15 protein-coding genes are annotated in these 16,034 nt (G+C 40.7%); 9 read left to right on the top strand and 6 right to left on the bottom strand.

Going from position 1 to position 16,034, the window contains the following annotated elements; all coding sequences use genetic code 11:
- Positions 1-685: 685 nt before the first annotated feature.
- From HMPREF9331_RS02740 to HMPREF9331_RS02715, 6 genes are read right to left on the bottom strand one after another with little or no spacing between them, the layout of a single operon-like run.
- Positions 686-1,114 (bottom strand): bifunctional (p)ppGpp synthetase/guanosine-3',5'-bis(diphosphate) 3'-pyrophosphohydrolase, encoded by a 429-nt coding sequence (locus HMPREF9331_RS02740; RefSeq protein WP_016419630.1) that lies wholly within the window; start codon positions 1,112-1,114, stop codon positions 686-688.
- Positions 1,108-1,440, bottom strand: a complete 333-nt coding sequence (locus HMPREF9331_RS13170) for a hypothetical protein (RefSeq protein WP_016419629.1) — start codon at positions 1,438-1,440, stop codon at positions 1,108-1,110. The genes HMPREF9331_RS02740 and HMPREF9331_RS13170 overlap by 7 nt, the downstream gene beginning before the upstream one ends.
- Before the next feature lie 25 nt (positions 1,441-1,465).
- A complete protein-coding gene (locus HMPREF9331_RS02730; protein WP_016419628.1) occupies positions 1,466-2,713 on the bottom strand; it encodes an aromatic amino acid transporter in 1,248 nt (415 codons plus the stop codon).
- A 39-nt stretch (positions 2,714-2,752) separates the two neighbouring features.
- A complete protein-coding gene (locus HMPREF9331_RS02725) occupies positions 2,753-3,976 on the bottom strand; it encodes an aromatic amino acid transporter (protein ID WP_016419627.1) in 1,224 nt (407 codons plus the stop codon).
- Between the two features lie 35 nt (positions 3,977-4,011).
- Complete coding sequence (gene mtr, locus HMPREF9331_RS02720) at positions 4,012-5,253, bottom strand: tryptophan permease (RefSeq protein WP_016419626.1); 1,242 nt, start codon at positions 5,251-5,253, stop codon at positions 4,012-4,014.
- A gap of 11 nt (positions 5,254-5,264) precedes the next feature.
- Entirely contained in the window at positions 5,265-5,975 is a 711-nt protein-coding gene (locus HMPREF9331_RS02715) for a hypothetical protein (RefSeq protein WP_016419625.1), read from the bottom strand.
- Positions 5,976-6,057: 82 nt separating this feature from the next.
- On the opposite strand from HMPREF9331_RS02715, the gene lptE reads away from it, so the two are divergent.
- From lptE to HMPREF9331_RS02670, 9 genes are all read left to right on the top strand, one after another.
- The gene (gene lptE / locus HMPREF9331_RS02710) at positions 6,058-6,552 is read left to right on the top strand and encodes an LPS assembly lipoprotein LptE (RefSeq protein ID WP_172539817.1); all 495 of its coding nucleotides are present in this window, start codon (positions 6,058-6,060) and stop codon (positions 6,550-6,552) included.
- Positions 6,552-7,415 carry a hypothetical protein gene (locus HMPREF9331_RS02705; RefSeq protein ID WP_016419623.1) on the top strand — a complete coding sequence of 288 codons (864 nt, stop codon included), beginning with the start codon at positions 6,552-6,554 and terminating at the stop codon, positions 7,413-7,415. Before lptE ends, HMPREF9331_RS02705 begins: the two co-directional genes overlap by 1 nt.
- Before the next feature lie 8 nt (positions 7,416-7,423).
- On the top strand, positions 7,424-7,789 hold the full coding sequence (gene secG, locus HMPREF9331_RS02700; RefSeq protein ID WP_016419622.1) for a preprotein translocase subunit SecG: 366 nt from the start codon (positions 7,424-7,426) through the stop codon (positions 7,787-7,789).
- A gap of 191 nt (positions 7,790-7,980) precedes the next feature.
- A complete protein-coding gene (locus HMPREF9331_RS02695) occupies positions 7,981-8,850 on the top strand; it encodes a hypothetical protein (RefSeq protein ID WP_016419621.1) in 870 nt (289 codons plus the stop codon).
- Positions 8,851-8,940: 90 nt separating this feature from the next.
- On the top strand, positions 8,941-9,723 hold the full coding sequence (gene mazG / locus HMPREF9331_RS02690) for a nucleoside triphosphate pyrophosphohydrolase (RefSeq protein ID WP_016419620.1): 783 nt from the start codon (positions 8,941-8,943) through the stop codon (positions 9,721-9,723).
- A gap of 164 nt (positions 9,724-9,887) precedes the next feature.
- Positions 9,888-11,543 carry a ribonucleoside-diphosphate reductase subunit alpha gene (locus HMPREF9331_RS02685; RefSeq protein ID WP_016419619.1) on the top strand — a complete coding sequence of 552 codons (1,656 nt, stop codon included), beginning with the start codon at positions 9,888-9,890 and terminating at the stop codon, positions 11,541-11,543.
- A 119-nt stretch (positions 11,544-11,662) separates the two neighbouring features.
- The gene (gene xerD, locus HMPREF9331_RS02680) at positions 11,663-12,556 is read left to right on the top strand and encodes a site-specific tyrosine recombinase XerD (protein WP_040356884.1); all 894 of its coding nucleotides are present in this window, start codon (positions 11,663-11,665) and stop codon (positions 12,554-12,556) included.
- Positions 12,557-12,598: 42 nt separating this feature from the next.
- Complete coding sequence (locus HMPREF9331_RS02675; protein WP_234945845.1) at positions 12,599-15,064, top strand: M1 family aminopeptidase; 2,466 nt, start codon at positions 12,599-12,601, stop codon at positions 15,062-15,064.
- A 131-nt stretch (positions 15,065-15,195) separates the two neighbouring features.
- Positions 15,196-16,002: a M48 family metallopeptidase gene (locus HMPREF9331_RS02670; protein ID WP_016419616.1), complete on the top strand. Its 807-nt coding sequence runs from the start codon at positions 15,196-15,198 to the stop codon at positions 16,000-16,002.
- The last annotated feature ends 32 nt before the right edge of the window (positions 16,003-16,034 follow it).

Genomic DNA, 16,034 nt, shown 5'->3' with positions numbered 1-16,034 from the left:
TTCTGCGGATTCGGCGATACCAACGCCTATGATAGATTTATCTTTTCATAGGCGTTCGGGTTTAGAACGCTATCTTGGCTGATTCTCTTCCTCTTTCAATATCTATATTTTTTTGTTTTTCTCTCTTTAATACAAACTTAATGAGCTTTTTAAGAGGTTTTGTTCTGTCATTTCTTTTCTCTTTTGATGATTTCCTCATTTTATTTTTTTAAAATATCTGTGGCTAGAAAATTATTTTGTACTTTTGCAGTGCGTAACAAGTTTGTTGTTGCGCCGGGTAGCGAGAAGTTAAGACTGTCAATACCCACCTCTTGTAAAGGCTTTATATCTCTTGTAGGGATGAAGCCTTTACTTGTTAATTAGGGTAAGAGACAAAATTAATACTAAAGACTGAAGCTCCTATTTATCTAATAAGTTGATTTTTCCATTTAAAGTCTCTTAATGGGAGCTTTTGTTAAAATCTTTGCTGTTTAGAAATAAAGTTGTACTTTTGTTGTATAGATAATAGTTTTAAAGTTTTTGGGGTATCCCACCAGAGAGCGGGAATGCAATACTATATGCATGTGATAGTTGTTAAGCCGAGCTTTCACCTTTAAAAGTGTTATTTTTATAGGGCATTGCCCACCAGAGCGTAATAGCGGTATAGTATCCCGAAGCTCACTAACTACCTTGAAAGTTAAAATATTCAAGGTAGTTTTTTATTGTCCAAAAGATAATGATAAACCTTTAGATATTTATTCAATCGTTGTGTGTCTTCTTCGGTGATAAAGGTCAGCCTTGTAATATCCATATTATCTTTTAAGTCATTGATTTTGACTTTAGTAGCTAAGGGGTTTTTCTTGATACGTGCTATAAAATGTTGGTATGGCTCATCGGGTTGTTTGGTTACACACACTAAAGCTCTGATCACTTCTTCTGAAAACCCCTCTCTTCTAAGGTCTTCAAAAGTCCAAGGCGTATCTTCTACTAAATCGTGTAAGATACCGCAAATTTTTTCATCTTCAGTTTGGCCTGCATTCATTACACGGGTAAGGTGCAATAGATAGGGTGCTCCTGCTTTATCGGTTTGCCCTTTATGTGCTTCAAGGGCTATTTGTATGGCTTTTTCTAACATGGTTTAAAATTTTTAAAACTAACTTCCTGATAATCAAAAAAAATAGCAATAAGCACTAAGATGTGCTGTAAAGGGAAAATATTTATATAAACGAATCCTTGTATAAAATACTCTAATCGAGCACTATAGTCCCATGGATTTTCAATCCATACCTCCCAATAGAAATCGTCCCAAGCAATACGAGAGAATGTAACACATAAAACCCAGTTAAGCACAGCAAAGCAAATGAATCGGTATTTCCTAATGAATAGATGGGTTAGGAAAAGGCTTGCAAAAAAGGTAAAGACCAAGCCCGAATAGCCATATATAGAATAATCTTCTTCCATGATGCTCAGTAATAAAGGTTGCTCATTATTCTCCTTTAAAGGTAGGAATCCGGCCCATTTGTCCTGCTACATAACAGAAGATATTGAGCAGTCCAAAGGCTATAACCAAGTAAATCAGTGTGTTTCCTCCAAAGACTTTATAACTACTCTTGGAGTATTTCTTCCTGCTGGCATGGGCTAAAAGGGCAGGAATGATAACCATCCAAATACTTACCGCAAGTCCCGCATAGCCGATAGCGGTTACAAACCCATAAGGATAAAGCAAGCTCATCAGTAGTGGGGGAACGAAGGTTATCAAGGCTGTTTTTACTCTTCCCCATAGGTCGTTGCCCAACTTGAACAAATCGGCTATGTAGTCAAAGAGTCCTAAGGTTACTCCTAAGAAAGAGCTGGCAATAGCCATATAAGCAAAGAAATCAAGTAGTACTCCTATAGATTGAATAGGAATATAGCGGTTTAGTGCTCCCAAAAGGGTAGCTACATCACCGCCTTTGGCTATGATAGGGGCAAATTCTGCTCTTGGTAGGTTCCCTTGTACGGCCATTTGCCAAGAAATATAGATTAGCAGTGCCAAAAGTGAACCTATAAGCACGGCATACATGACTTTTTTACCATTTTTGTTATAGTAATTCACCAAAGTAGGCACACAGATATGATAGCCAAAAGAAACCAAACAGGTAGGAATGGCTGAAAGCAGGTAGGGGAGGTATGAGTTTTCTCCTTGTGATACCTCATTGAGTAAGATATCGCTCTTGGCGGAGGTAAGCAGTCCTGTAGTGGAGAGGAAAAAGGCAATGACCATTCCTCCAATGAGAATGGTACTTATCCGATCCACAGCCTTGGTAGAGATACTGACAAAGAGCGCTAAGGCTAAGCAGAAAAGCAAGGCAGCAGAGGTGTGGTTGATAGGTATTTCAGGGGCAAACCGTTGGAACAGACTCTCGGTAATACTCCCTCCCGAAGTGATATAGGCATAGGTGAGTATGTATAGGGTGAAAGCCACTGAGATACCATTGAGGATATTCCAACCTCTCCCCAATAGTTGGGTAGTGATGGTATCAAAATTGGCGCCTTTCTCAAAGTGTAGATTAGCCTCTAAGAGCATCAAGGCCGATAGGGTAGTTACTCCCCAAATAAAGAGAAATAGGAGTACTGAACCCGTAAACCATATCCCAGACATAGCGGTAGGATTGGCGAGCATTCCTGCTCCTATGGCAGTACCCGCTATAATCATAGAACCTCCCAAGAGGGAAGGTGATTTTTGTTTGTTCATTTTTTAGAAATCTTAAATTCAGTTGTCAGTAACTAACCACTAATCACTAACCACTAATTGTACCACTATGTTCACTATGCCTATAATGATCATAAAGTAGATCAGAGCATTGCCGCCAAAGGTGCGGTACGTGGTAGCCTCAGGGAATTTCTTTCTACTGGAGCGTACCATAAGAGCGGAAATCATAATAGAAGAGAAGCTTACCGCTACCCCTGCATAGGCAATTGCCTTTACAAAACCATAAGGATAAAGTAGGCTCATCACCAGCGGAGGGACAAAGGTGATCAGAGTGGTTTTGGCTCTTCCCCATAAGCTGTTATCAAAGTGGAACAAATCGGCTATATAATCAAAAAGGCCTAAGGTAACCCCTAAGAAGGAACTAGCAATAGCCATATAGGCAAAAAAGTCAAGCACTACACTGATGGTCTGGGTTGGGATATAGGCGCTTAGTGCACTCAAGAGGGCGGCTACATCGCCTCCCTTAGCAATTACTGGGGCAAAGGCTTCACGAGGCAGATTGCCTTGTACGGCCATTTGCCATAGAACATAGATCAAAAAGGCAATACCTGTCCCTATGAGTATGGATTTGATAACGAGCCTACTATCCTTGTGATAATAGCTGACCAAACTGGGCAAGCATACATGGTAACCGAAAGAAACCAAGCACATAGGCAGTGCTGAAAGTAGGTAAAGCATAAAGGAAGGATCTTGCTGTGCTGTGGTGTCTAGCAGTACTGAGGCTTTGACAGAACTCAATAGTCCCATGGTAGAGAGGAAAAAGGCAATGATCATGCCTCCTATCAGTATGGTACTCAATCGGCTGACAGCCTTAGTGGAAATACTGACAAAGAGAGCTAAAGCAAAGCAAAAGAGTATAGAACCTTCGCTATGTCCTAGCCCTAACTGAGGGGTAAGGCGCTGTAAAAGGTTTTCAGTAATCCCCCCACCTGAAGTGATATAGGCATAGGTGAGTATGTATAGGGTGAAGGTTACCGCAAGCCCATTGGCTATATTCCAGCCTTTACCTAAGAGCTGGGTAACCATGGTGTTGAAGTTGGCTCCTTCAGGAAAGTGGAGGTTAGCCTCCAAGAGCATAAGTCCTGCCACCACAGTATAGAACCAGGTAAAGAGTAACATGACCACCGAACCTACAAACCAGATATTTGACATAGAGGTTGGGTTGGCCAGCATCCCCGCTCCAATAGCGGTACCTGCGATAATCATAGCCCCTCCCAAAAGGGAAGGAAGTTTTTGTTTATTCATTTTTAATTAAGGGTTAAAAGGCTAACAACTAATCACTAACCATTGAAACTTGGAATCCATCCTAATTGCATTCCTAGTTGGGTGAAAATATTAAGCAGACCAAAAAGTATAATAAAATAAATCATTCCCTTACCTCCGTACACTTTATAAGTAGCATGAGGAAATTTCTTTCGGCTGGCACGTACAAGTAGGGCGGGGACAATGGCCGCCCAAAGAGTGGCGGCTAGGCCTGCATAGCCAATAGCAGTTACAAAACCATAGGGAAAGGGAATACTTAGCAATAGGGGAGGGGAAAAGGTCAGCAAAGCGGTCTTCGCGCGTCCCCAAGGAGTATCCGAAAGTTTGAAAAGATCGGCAATATAATCAAAAAGTCCTAGGGTTACACCCAAGAAAGAGCTGGCAATAGCCATATAGGCAAAAAAGCTTAACGCACTTTCTATATATTGGGTACTAATGTACTTACTTAGGGCTTCTAAGAGAGCGGCTACATCACCTCCTTTAGCGATAACTGGAGCAAACTCTCGGCGGGGGAGGTTGCCCTGTACGGCCATTTGCCATAGGATATAGATAAAAAGGGCTAAAAAAGTGCCTATAAAGATGGATTGCATTACTCGTCGTCCATCGCGATTATAGTATTTGACCAAGCTGGGGACATTACCATGAAAGCCAAAAGAGACTAGGCACACAGGAAGTGCTGTAAGCAAGTAGGGGAGGTGTGCAGGAGCATTGGTATCTTGACTATCCAATAGGGTCGCACTGCTAACGGAGGTGAGTAGTCCTGTAGTGGAGAGAAAAAAAGCGATAATCATACCTCCTATAAGGATTGTACTAAGGCGATCCACAGCCTTGGTAGAGAACCATACAAAAAAGGCAAGAGCCAAGCAGAAGAGCAAGGAACCTGTTCCTCTGGAGATGCTTATCCATCCTAAACTATTGATAGCATTCTCTGTGATACTTCCCCCAGAGGTGATATAGGCATAGGTTAGTATATAGAGTACAAAGGCGACCGAAAGCCCATTGACTATGTTCCAGCGCTTGCCGAGCAGGTCGGTGACGATGGTATCAAAACTAGCACCTGTGGGGTAGTGCAGATTGGCCTCCAAGAGCATAAGCCCAGAGGTAGTCATACAAAACCAGGTATAGAGAAGTACTCCTACCGAACCTACAAACCATATACCTGCCGTAGAGGTAGGGTTGGCTAGCATCCCCGCTCCAATAGCAGTACCTGCAATAATCATAGCCCCTCCCAGTAGGGAGGGGAGTTTCTTGTCTGTCATGTTAGTTGTTTTTAGCGTAACCAATAGAGTAAAACCCCTTGTAAAAGGCCATTTATAAGTAGTGCCCAAATAAGCCAATAACCGTTGCGCTCTTCCTTTACACTATTCTCTAAATAGAGTTTTACTTTTTCATAGAGGGCATCGCTTTGCTTCTCATGAGAATTGAGATTGTCGGTAGCATATATATCGGCGACAAAACCTACCATAGGGGTAAAAGAGAGAACAAAAAGTAATGGTTTTTGGAAAGCCTTCGGGATTTTGGGGATAAAACGATGGAAAACTTCATTGAGCTGCTTCTTGCTAACTACTTTTTCAGCTGTATCTGTCGTTTTTTTGAAAATAGCTTCAAAAATCTTATGGATATAGGACTTAAACTGATTGAAGAGATAAAATGAGTATTCTAACTTGAGTAAGTCAAATACTTTTTTGATAGCAATAAAGACAAAAAGTATACCTACTGCTATGATAAGTAGTAGGAAAAATAGTTTTTTATAAGCGAAGCTATCACTGAAAAGTAGGTAGATACCTCCCAAAAGGAAGACAAAATTTACAATGACAAGTAGCAATATATTCCTTACAGATTTCACCCCAGAGCTAACGCCCAAAAGGCTCATTTCTTTGACTATTTTCAAGGAATTGTTAGCCTTTTCTAATCGTTTAAGTTCAGGGGTAAGTTCCACTGTAGCATCCGGGGAAGAGACATTTTTTTCGATAGGAGACATAAGAGGTAAATTTTTTCGGCAAAGATATGAAAAAAATTTTTTTTATTTAAAATATAGTTGTACTTTTGCCAAAAATTTTTTGTTGAAAAGGATAGTCATATTTCTCTGTGTTTGCTGCTGCTTCTCCTCTTGTGGAATTTACAACTTTACAGGAGGAAGTACGGGAGATGCAAAGACCTTTCAGGTAAATTTTTTCCAAAACAGGGCACCCCTTATTGAGCCTGGTATGGATAGGGACTTTACATTCTATTTGCAGGATTTGATCAATAACCAGACGAATCTTTCCCTGACCACTACCAATGGAGACTTGGTATATGAGGGGGAAATTACCAGTTTTACTATTGCCCCTATGGCGGCTAATGCCCAGCAACAAGCTGCACAGAACCGTCTTTCGGTAACCATTAATGTACGCTTTACCAATACCAAGGACTCGGAAAAGGATTTTGAAAGGCAGTTCTCTCATTATTATGATTTTCCAGCCAATACACAGCTAAGCTCAGTTAAGAGTAGTGCCTTTGAAGCTATATTCGAACGCATAGGACAGGATATTTTCAACGCTTCCTTAGCTAATTGGTAATGACAGCGACTGATTTATCTCTTATTTTGAAACAACCTAATCATATCACGCTTTCGCAAGTATATGAATTAGAGAATATTATACACGAATATCCTTACTTTCAGGTAGTAAAGGCTATTTATCTGAAGATATTGTATGCCCAGGAGAGTTATCGTTATAACAAGGAATTGAAGATTACGGCCGCTCATATAGGTAACCGAACCTTGTTGTTTGACTTTATCACCTCTACTGCCTTTAAGGATAAGAAAAGTGTGCTTAAGAGGGAAGAAATGCCCAAGGCTTATGCTGATGAGGCAATTCCTTCAGAATTTACCACCTATGTTACAGGAGATGTCTTTGAGAAAAAGGAGTTCTATCCTGTAACACCAACCCCTGAGCAAGAACAAGCGCCCCCTTCCCCACAAGAGCCGAAGGAGGCACTGAATATGGGTAAGCCTATTGATTTTAAGCCTACGGACAAGCAGTCCTTTGCCACTTGGCTACAGGTTACACGTTACAAACCTATTGATAGGCGAACAACTCAGGCCGCACCTACCGTTGAGTTGCCTTTTGTGGATAAGAATATTTTTGAGGAAGGCGATGAGAGGGCTAAAAAGTTTGATCTTATTGATAAGTTCCTACAAGCCAATCCTAAGATTGAGGTGAATAAAGATGATGACACCCCAAGCAATATAGAGATTGTAGAGAAGAAGGATATAGGCAGACAGTTCATGACAGAGACCTTGGCCAAGGTGTATCTCGAACAAGGAAAATATGCAGAGGCCATTCAGGCTTACCAGATATTGATGCTCAAGAATCCAGCCAAAAGCGCTTATTTCGCTGAGCAAATCGCGATGATTAGAAAATTACAACAAAATAAATAAATTATATTATGTTAGCATTCAACATTGTTTTAGGAATTATCTTATTAGTATCCTTTTTATTGATCTTAGTGATCATGGTACAACAGCCCAAAAGTGGCGGACTTTCTTCTGCTTTCGGGGGAAATGCACAAGTGGTAGGAGGGGTGAAAAAAACTGGTGATTTCCTTAACACAAGTACTTGGACATTGGGAGTAGCACTTATTGTACTTTCCCTAATCAGTAACCTTATCCTTAGCAACAATCGTGGTCAAGCTCAAGGGGGGAGTATCTTTGATGGAGTAAAGACTCCAGCGCCTATACAACAGCCTGTAGGAACCAATCCCGTACAAGGACAACAACAGCAACAAGGACAACAAGATAACCCTCAGAAATAAACAGTTCCAAGACATATTTTTTATAAAGAAAAGCTATTAAGAATCGCTTATAACTAATTAAGTTATAATCACTTAAATATAAAAATGTAAAAAATATTGAGAGTGTTAATAACTTTTTTGAGATTTTTCTTTTAAAATAGAAAAAAATATGTATTTTTGCAACCATGTAAAAACTACAAATACTAAGCAAAATGAGAAAAAAAATTTTTCTATTACTATTGTTGGTAACTGGAGTGCAAGCATTTGCTCAGACAGGTAACAATATGCGTGAGAGCAAGAATAACCTGAAAGATATGAACCTTTTTGGAAAGGTAAAAACTTTTAAAATAACGCCTTATAAGTTGGTAGATTATTTTGGAAAGATTACCAAAGGGGATAAACAAGAGTTTTGGAGAGGCGATGTAGTCATCGTTTTCGACGAACATGGTTACAAGGCCGAGAATAATACTTACAACAAAGTAGGAAATCTCTCCCAAAAAGTAATCTACAAATATGATGACAAGGGTAAACGTCTTTCTCGTGACCTCTATAACGCTTATGGAAAGCTACAAATGAAGTTCCTCTATGTATATGATAACAAGGGAGCTAAGAAAGCTTACAATAGTTATAGTCCTACAGGAGAACTAAATGATTCCTACCTCTATAAGAATGATGACAAAGGTCGTATGATTGAGGAAGTTTGGATTAAGAAAGATAAATCTTTCGGTTCTAAATATACCTATGAGTATGATAAGATGGGGAAAGTGGCTAAAATGTGCCAATATACAGCTTCTGAAACACAAGTAGACAACTGTACCTCTTATAAGTATGATAAGAACGGAAGAATCTCTGAAATAGAAATCTACAATAGTAACAATTCCCTTTCAAGACGTAGCGTAATCACTTATGATGAGAAAGGTAATGAAAAAGAGATCAAATATTATGATGGTAAGGGTACTTTCTTAGAAGAGAGATCTTATACTTATAAGTTTGATAACAATGGGAATTGGATAGAACGTATAGAATCTATCAACCAGTTTCCTAAGAGTTTTTTAGAAAGAGAAATTACTTATTATCCATAATAATTTACTTTAATTTGACATATGCTAAAAAAGGGTTATTCTTTCACTTGAAGGATAGCCTTTTTTTATGTCTATAAATTTGGAATACTAATGAAAGAAAAAAGACAAAAACAATTGGAGGCTTTTGGTCGTTTGTTGGACATTATGGATGACCTTAGGGAGAAGTGCCCTTGGGATAGAAAACAAACTATGCAAACTCTTCGCCCGCTCACTATAGAGGAACTATACGAACTCACCGATGCAATTCTTGAGCAAGATACTCAAGAGATAAAAAAGGAACTGGGGGATATACTCCTACACATAGTTTTCTATGCCAAAATAGCAAGTGAAACACAATCTTTTGATATAGAAGATGTCATCAATGCAATCTGTGAAAAACTTATAGAAAGGCATCCACATATCTACGGAAATATCTCTGTGGAGAACGAAGAGCAAGTTAAGCAAAACTGGGAAAAGATAAAATTACAAAAAGGAAGTAAGGGGGTACATGCAGGAGTTCCCAAAAGCCTACCCTCTCTTGTAAAGGCTTATCGCATACAGGAAAAGGCCGCAGGAGTGGGGTTTGATTGGAGCCATAAGGAAGAGGTCTGGCACAAGTTCGAGGAAGAAGTAGCGGAGCTTCAGCGTGAAGTGGCACGTAATAACCATGCTATGGCAGAAAAGGAAATGGGCGATGTCTTCTTTAGTTTGGTCAATTATGCGCGCTTTTTGGGAATAAACCCAGAGAATGCCTTGTCCCTGACCAATGAGAAGTTCTTACAACGTTTTAAGTTCTTAGAAACAAAGGCTCAAGAACAAGGAAAAGATATTACTGAGTTCTCTATTGGCCAGATGAATGAGCTATGGGAAGCCTCTAAAAAGTTCTTCCCTTAAACTATTGTTAATCTCTGTATAGCGCCTTTTTCTATAAATCAGATATACATGTGATTGCTCCAAGAGGATAAAAAGATAGTGTTAAATCTTTTTTGTGCTTTGGAGTTTATTTTATAACTTTGCGCCCGCTAATTTTATCAACTAAAAAGAAAGGATACAAGATAATGAACCAAGAAAATGAAATATGGTGGCTTAATGATGAATCAGAGCAAATTCTCAATCGTGGTTATTTGCTTAAAGGAGAAAGTGTAGAAGGTGCCATAGACCGCATCACAGGGGCTGCCGCTAAGCGATTATATAAGCCTGAATTGCAACCTGCTTTTAAAGAAATGATTACCAAAGGGTGGATCAGTTTCTCCTCTCCTATATGGGCAAATATGGGAACAGAAAGAGGCTTGCCAATTTCTTGCTTTAATGTACATATTCCCGATAGCATAGAGGGAATTACTCATAAGTTAGGCGAGGTGATTATGCAGACGAAAATAGGAGGAGGTACCTCTGGCTATTTCGGAGAATTGCGCCATAGGGGATCTGCTGTTACTGATAATGGAAAATCCAGCGGTGCGGTGAGCTTTATGAAGCTCTTTGACTCGGCTATGGATGTAGTCTCCCAAGGGGGGGTACGCCGTGGAGCTTTCGCTGCTTATTTAGATATTGATCACCCCGATGCAGAGGAGTTCCTACTGATCAAGGACACTGGCTATCATATTCAGAACTTGTTCTTTGGGGTATGTGTGCCCGATTATTGGATGCAGGAGATGATAGAGGGAGACCCTGATAAGCGTAAGCTATGGGCAAGGGTATTGGAATCCCGCCAGCAGAAGGGCTTGCCTTATATCTTCTTTACCGATAACGTGAACCGTAAGCGTCCACAGGTGTATAAGGATCATAATATGTTCATTCATTCCAGCAACCTCTGTAGTGAAATTATGCTTCCTTCCAGCGCAGAAGAATCTTTTATTTGTTGTCTCTCTTCCATGAATTTGGAGCTTTTTGACGAATGGAAGGATACTAAGGCTGTGAAATTGGCTGTTTTCTTCCTTGATGCGGTACTCTCTGAGTTTATAGAGAAGACCAAGGGCAACTATTACCTACAATCAGCACGTAATTTTGCAATACGTCATAGAGCAGTGGGCTTAGGAGTATTGGGCTATCATTCTTATTTGCAGAAGAATATGATACCTTTTGAGAGTTTTGAGGCTACTCAGTTTAATGCCAGAGCTTTCCAACACATTCAGAGTGAAGCCGAAAAAGCCACTCAGGAGTTGGCACACATCTATGGCGAGCCTGAATTACTCAAGGGCTACGGTAGGCGCAATGCAACCACTATGGCCATAGCTCCTACGACTTCAAGCTCGGCTATCTTAGGACAGGTGTCTCCTGGGATTGAGCCTTTCTCTAGCAATTATTACAAAGTGGGTCTCTCCAAAGGAAATTTTATGCGTAAGAACAAATACTTGGCGCAGCTGTTGGATGAAAAAGGAATCAATAACGAAGATATTTGGCGTAGCATTCGCCTCTCTGATGGTTCCGTACAGCACCTGCAGGAACTTACCCAAGAGGAGAAGAATGTATTCAAGACCTTCAAGGAGATTTCTCCCATGGAGATCATCTCTCAAGCGGCACAACGCCAGCAATATATTGACCAGTCCCAGAGCCTAAACCTCAATATTCCACCTACTATGCCCGTCAGAGATGTGAATAAGGTGCTTATAGAGGCATGGAAACTAGGAGTAAAGAGCCTTTATTACCAGCGTAGCCAGTCAGTAGCCAAGGAGATGATTATGAACTTTGTCAATTGCAGCTCTTGCGAATCTTAATTAAGTAAAGAGTGAAAAATGAAGTATGAAAAACGCTTTTTATTTTTCATTTTTTGTAGAAAAAAATATTACGAATTATTAGTCTTTTTGATTAATAATTCGTATTTTTGCTTTATGATATGTGGGAACAAGTTTTAAAAGATTTTGAGTATTATTTGAAGATAGAGCGCGGGATGTCCCCGAACTCTGTCGTTTCTTATATGCTTGATATTGAGAAGCTCATACGCTTTCTTTCGGCACATGAGTTGTCGGATGCGCCCGCGACTATCACCGCGGAGACACTTCGCAATTTCGTGTATCAAGAGAGCAAAGAGCTCAAGGCGCGTTCACAATCAAGACTCATATCCTCTCTGAAGAGTTTTTTTAAGTATCTTATGCTTGAAAACTATCGCGAGGATTATCCTATGGAGTATATAGATACGCCTAAGTTTGGTATGAAGCTACCCGATACGCTTTCAGTGGAGGAGATTGATGCGCTTATTGCGGGTATTGACCTCTCTACCGATGAGGGACATCGCAATAGGGCAATTATAGAGACGCTCTATGGTTGTGGATTACGGGTGTCAGAGCTGGTGAGTTTGCGCTTGTCGGATTTGTTCTTTGACGAAGGTTTTATTCGGGTCTTAGGCAAAGGCAATAAGCAGCGGTTGGTTCCTATAGGTAGCCATACCCAGAAGGAGATTAATAACTATTTACTTTATCAGCGCAAGAAGGTGCCTCAGGTGAAGGAGTTTTCTGATATAGTCTTCCTAAACCGTCGTGGCAAACAGCTCACCCGAGCGATGATATTTACTATTATAAGACAAGCCGCTGCTAACATTGGTCTTACCAAGCAGATTAGCCCGCATACCTTTAGGCACTCTTTCGCTACTCATCTCTTGGAGAATGGGGCGAATCTCAGAGCCATTCAGCTTATGCTGGGACATGAGAGTATTACCACCACCGAGATATATACACATGTGGAGCACGCTTATCTATCACAGGTGATAAACACTTACCACCCAAGAAGATAGCAGGGCAAAGTGAGAGAAATATATTTAATTTATTTTTGATATATGATACGAAAATATCTATTACTAGCTATGTTGGCTACCTCTGTGGGAGTGGCCACTGCACAGACCGAGACTTCGGGAAGAGAAAGACCCTATCATGCTGAAGCTACCAAGTACAACGCACTGGATCACACTAAGTTGCGTGTCTCCTTCAGCTTGGAAAAAAAAGAACTCTATGGGGAGGAATGGCTCACAGCCTCACCTTATTTCTATCCAACCGACTCTTTGGTCTTGGATGCCCAAACAATGCTTATCCATAGTGTGAACCTCTGCGATAAGAAAGGAAACATTGGCCGAGCCCTTCCTTACAAATACGCCAATGATAAGCTCACCATCCAGTTGGATAAGACTTACCAGCGAGGAGAAAAATATACCGTTTATATCAAATATACTTCCCAACCCGAAAAAGTAGGAAAAGACGGAGGCATAGCAATCAATGATGCCAAAGGACTCTTCTTTATCAACCCTACCAAGGAGGACAAAAACAGACCTATTGAAATCTGGACACAAGGGGAAACAAGGTCTAACTCTACTTGGTTTCCAACCATTGACGAAACCAACCAAAAATCCTCTCAGGAAATCTATATCACAGTACCAGAACGCTTTATCACTGTTTCCAATGGGGTACTTACTTCCTCAAAAAAAGACGGAAAAGGACAACGTACCGATTATTGGGTATTCACCCAAAAGCATGCACCTTACTTATTCTTCCTCGGTGCAGGCGAATATGCTCAGATCAAGGACAAACCTTGGAGAGGAAAAGTGCCTTTGACCTACTATGTAGAGCATGAATATGCCGATGTAGCCAAGAGAATCTTCGGAAAAACAGGTGAGATGATGGAGTTCTTCTCCAAACTCTTGAACTATGACTATCCTTGGCCTACCTACGACCAGATTACCGCTCAGGAATATGTAAGTGGAGCTATGGAAAATACTACTGCAACCCTTCACAGCTCTATGTCACAACAGACAGCCGAATCACTTAATGATGAAAACCGCTGGGAGTCTGTCGTAGCTCATGAGCTATTTCACCACTGGTTTGGGGACTTAGTGACTGCTGAGAGTTGGGCTAACCTTACCGTAAATGAATCTTTTGCCAACTATTCCGAATACCTTTGGTTTGAACACAAGTACGGAAAGGACTACGCTGATTATCACCTTGGCAGAGACATCGTTGGTTACAAAAATAGTGGCTCTTTCGACAAATATTTAGTGCGTTTCAACTACGAAAAAGCTGACGATATGTTTGATGCTGTATCCTATAACAAAGGGGGAGGGATTCTTCATATGTTACGTAATTACTTAGGAGACAAGGCTTTCTTTGAAGGAATGTCTAAGTACCTTAAGGATAACCAATTCGGAACAGGTGAAGCGCATCAGTTGCGTTTGGCTTTTGAGGCAGTAAGTGGCCGTGACCTCAACTGGTTCTTCAATCAGTGGTACTTCAACTATGGTAATGTGGTGATGACTCCTAAAGTTACCTACGACAGTGCCAAGGGTGAAGCCGTACTTGAAATTGCTCAAGATGAGAAATTGCCATTCCAATTTCCTTTGGAAGTGGATATATATGATGGCGGCAAGTACGAGCGCAAAGTGGTGTGGGTAAATGCACAGCCTAAGAATGAGTTCCGATTCAGGGTGTCAGCCAACTATAGCCTTATCAATGTGGATCCTCGTGGACTTATCGTAGGAGACGAGGCTGCTTATAAGACCCCTGCACAATATTTATTCCAATACAACAATGCTAAAGATTACAAAAGCCGTAACCAAGCTGTGGAATATGCCGTAACTACAAGCAATAACGAAATACTTATTAGTGCCCTTAAGGATCCTTTCTTCCGCTTGCGTATCAAAGCTATCCAAGGACTAAGACAAGGTAATTCAGACCAATGGGCACCTATAGTAGAAAACTTAGCTAAGAATGATCCTGAAAACTTGGTGAAAGCAGCTGCTATCAAACAACTTTCTTATCTAAGAGATAGCAGATACAAACCTTTGTTTGAAAACGCTGTAAAGATTCCTTCTCGTGCGATTAAAGTGGCAGCAGCCTCTGGTTTGGTAGCTTTAGATCCTTCTCTAGCAGGTCAGTATGTTGATACAATTGACCTAAAGAGTCTCAATTCTGAACAATTCATGGCTTTCTATCCTTATATCCTAAAGAGTAAAGATGAAAAGTACTTGCCTGTATTGCTTGACAAGGTAATCTACTACCCACTCTACCCAGAACAGTATCAAGCATCTATCAAAGAAGGATTCAATTGGCTTATGAGCACCGACAATACAGAACTGACTAAGAAGGTAGCCAAAACGCTTGGCAATGTATTTGGCTGGTTCAGCGAAGATGAAAAGAAACTCTTACGCAAAGTAGCAGAAGATGGTCTAAAGATCAAGGAGGATTTGCTCAAGAAAAATCCTGACTCTGAATCTATCAAGGCTCAAATCGATTTGCTCAAGAATATTAAGTGGTAAAGTACCCAAATATTAAGTGGTAAAACACCAATAGCCTATCTCTGCAAAGAGGTAGGCTATTTTTTATGTCTGTAAAGTAGCTAATGTGAAAAAAAAGCTGTATCTTTGCCCCATTATTAAAAAGATGAAAAATGAAAAAGATACTATGTATAGGGTTGTTATTAGCACTAGCTGCTTGTAAGACCAATCCCTTTACGGGAAAGAGTACACTGAACTTTATGTCCAATAGTTCGCTCTTTCCTACGTCATTTAGCGAGTATAATCAGTTTCTCTCTTCTAACAAAGTAATCAAGGGAACCCCTGAGGCTGAGATGATCAAGCGTGTAGGTGAACGTATTGCCAAGGCCTCCCAGCTTTGGTTGGAGAGAAACGGATATAAGGATTATCTGAAGGATTATCGTTGGGAATACAACTTGGTAGAGAGCAAGGAACTCAATGCTTGGTGTATGCCAGGGGGTAAGATTGTATTCTATACAGGCATACTTCCTATAGCTAAGAACGAACGTGGTATAGCGGTAATCATGGGGCATGAGGTAGCGCACGCCTTGGCCGACCATGGAGCACAGCGTATGAGTGCTTCAACTATTCAACAGATAGGAGCCTTAGCGGGGAATGTATTGCTCAGCAATAGCAAATATCTCAATGAGTTCAATATGGCTTATGGCTTAGGTACTCAAGTGGGGGTCATGCTCCCCTTCAGTAGAAGTCACGAGACAGAAGCTGATTCTATAGGACTTCAGATTATGGCCTTGGCAGGTTATGATCCTGAAGAGGGCTATAAGCTCTGGGAACGTATGAGTGCTGCCTCTGGCGGAGGAAACTCCAATTCGCTCCTTAGTACGCACCCTTCTAACGCTTCTCGTATCGCTAACCTTAAGCAACTCGCTCCCAAGGTAAAGGCAGAAGCCCAGAAGTACGGAATTACTCACTTCGAATAAAAGAACAAAATATACAAAAAAGGCTGTCCCCA

Origin of the sequence: Capnocytophaga granulosa ATCC 51502 (assembly GCF_000411115.1) — a bacterium.
In the GTDB taxonomy this organism is placed as follows: domain Bacteria; phylum Bacteroidota; class Bacteroidia; order Flavobacteriales; family Flavobacteriaceae; genus Capnocytophaga; species Capnocytophaga granulosa.
The sequence above is the reverse complement of the archived record's forward strand: the minus strand, read 5'-3'. Positions and strand labels throughout refer to the sequence as shown.

What these genes read in the sequence shown, in the direction of transcription:
- HMPREF9331_RS02685 (WP_016419619.1), top strand. Translation starts at nt 9,888, where the DNA reads ATGAACCAAGAAAATGAAATATGGTGGCTTAATGATGAATCAGAGCAA.
- secG (WP_016419622.1), top strand. Translation starts at nt 7,424, where the DNA reads ATGTTAGCATTCAACATTGTTTTAGGAATTATCTTATTAGTATCCTTT.
- HMPREF9331_RS02705 (WP_016419623.1), top strand. Translation starts at nt 6,552, where the DNA reads ATGACAGCGACTGATTTATCTCTTATTTTGAAACAACCTAATCATATC.
- HMPREF9331_RS02695 (WP_016419621.1), top strand. Translation starts at nt 7,981, where the DNA reads ATGAGAAAAAAAATTTTTCTATTACTATTGTTGGTAACTGGAGTGCAA.
- HMPREF9331_RS02725 (WP_016419627.1), bottom strand. Translation starts at nt 3,976, where the DNA reads ATGAATAAACAAAAACTTCCTTCCCTTTTGGGAGGGGCTATGATTATC.
- mtr (WP_016419626.1), bottom strand. Translation starts at nt 5,253, where the DNA reads ATGACAGACAAGAAACTCCCCTCCCTACTGGGAGGGGCTATGATTATT.
- HMPREF9331_RS13170 (WP_016419629.1), bottom strand. Translation starts at nt 1,440, where the DNA reads ATGGAAGAAGATTATTCTATATATGGCTATTCGGGCTTGGTCTTTACC.
- HMPREF9331_RS02675 (WP_234945845.1), top strand. Translation starts at nt 12,599, where the DNA reads ATGATACGAAAATATCTATTACTAGCTATGTTGGCTACCTCTGTGGGA.
- HMPREF9331_RS02740 (WP_016419630.1), bottom strand. Translation starts at nt 1,114, where the DNA reads ATGTTAGAAAAAGCCATACAAATAGCCCTTGAAGCACATAAAGGGCAA.
- HMPREF9331_RS02670 (WP_016419616.1), top strand. Translation starts at nt 15,196, where the DNA reads ATGAAAAAGATACTATGTATAGGGTTGTTATTAGCACTAGCTGCTTGT.
- mazG (WP_016419620.1), top strand. Translation starts at nt 8,941, where the DNA reads ATGAAAGAAAAAAGACAAAAACAATTGGAGGCTTTTGGTCGTTTGTTG.
- xerD (WP_040356884.1), top strand. Translation starts at nt 11,663, where the DNA reads ATGTGGGAACAAGTTTTAAAAGATTTTGAGTATTATTTGAAGATAGAG.
- HMPREF9331_RS02715 (WP_016419625.1), bottom strand. Translation starts at nt 5,975, where the DNA reads ATGTCTCCTATCGAAAAAAATGTCTCTTCCCCGGATGCTACAGTGGAA.
- HMPREF9331_RS02730 (WP_016419628.1), bottom strand. Translation starts at nt 2,713, where the DNA reads ATGAACAAACAAAAATCACCTTCCCTCTTGGGAGGTTCTATGATTATA.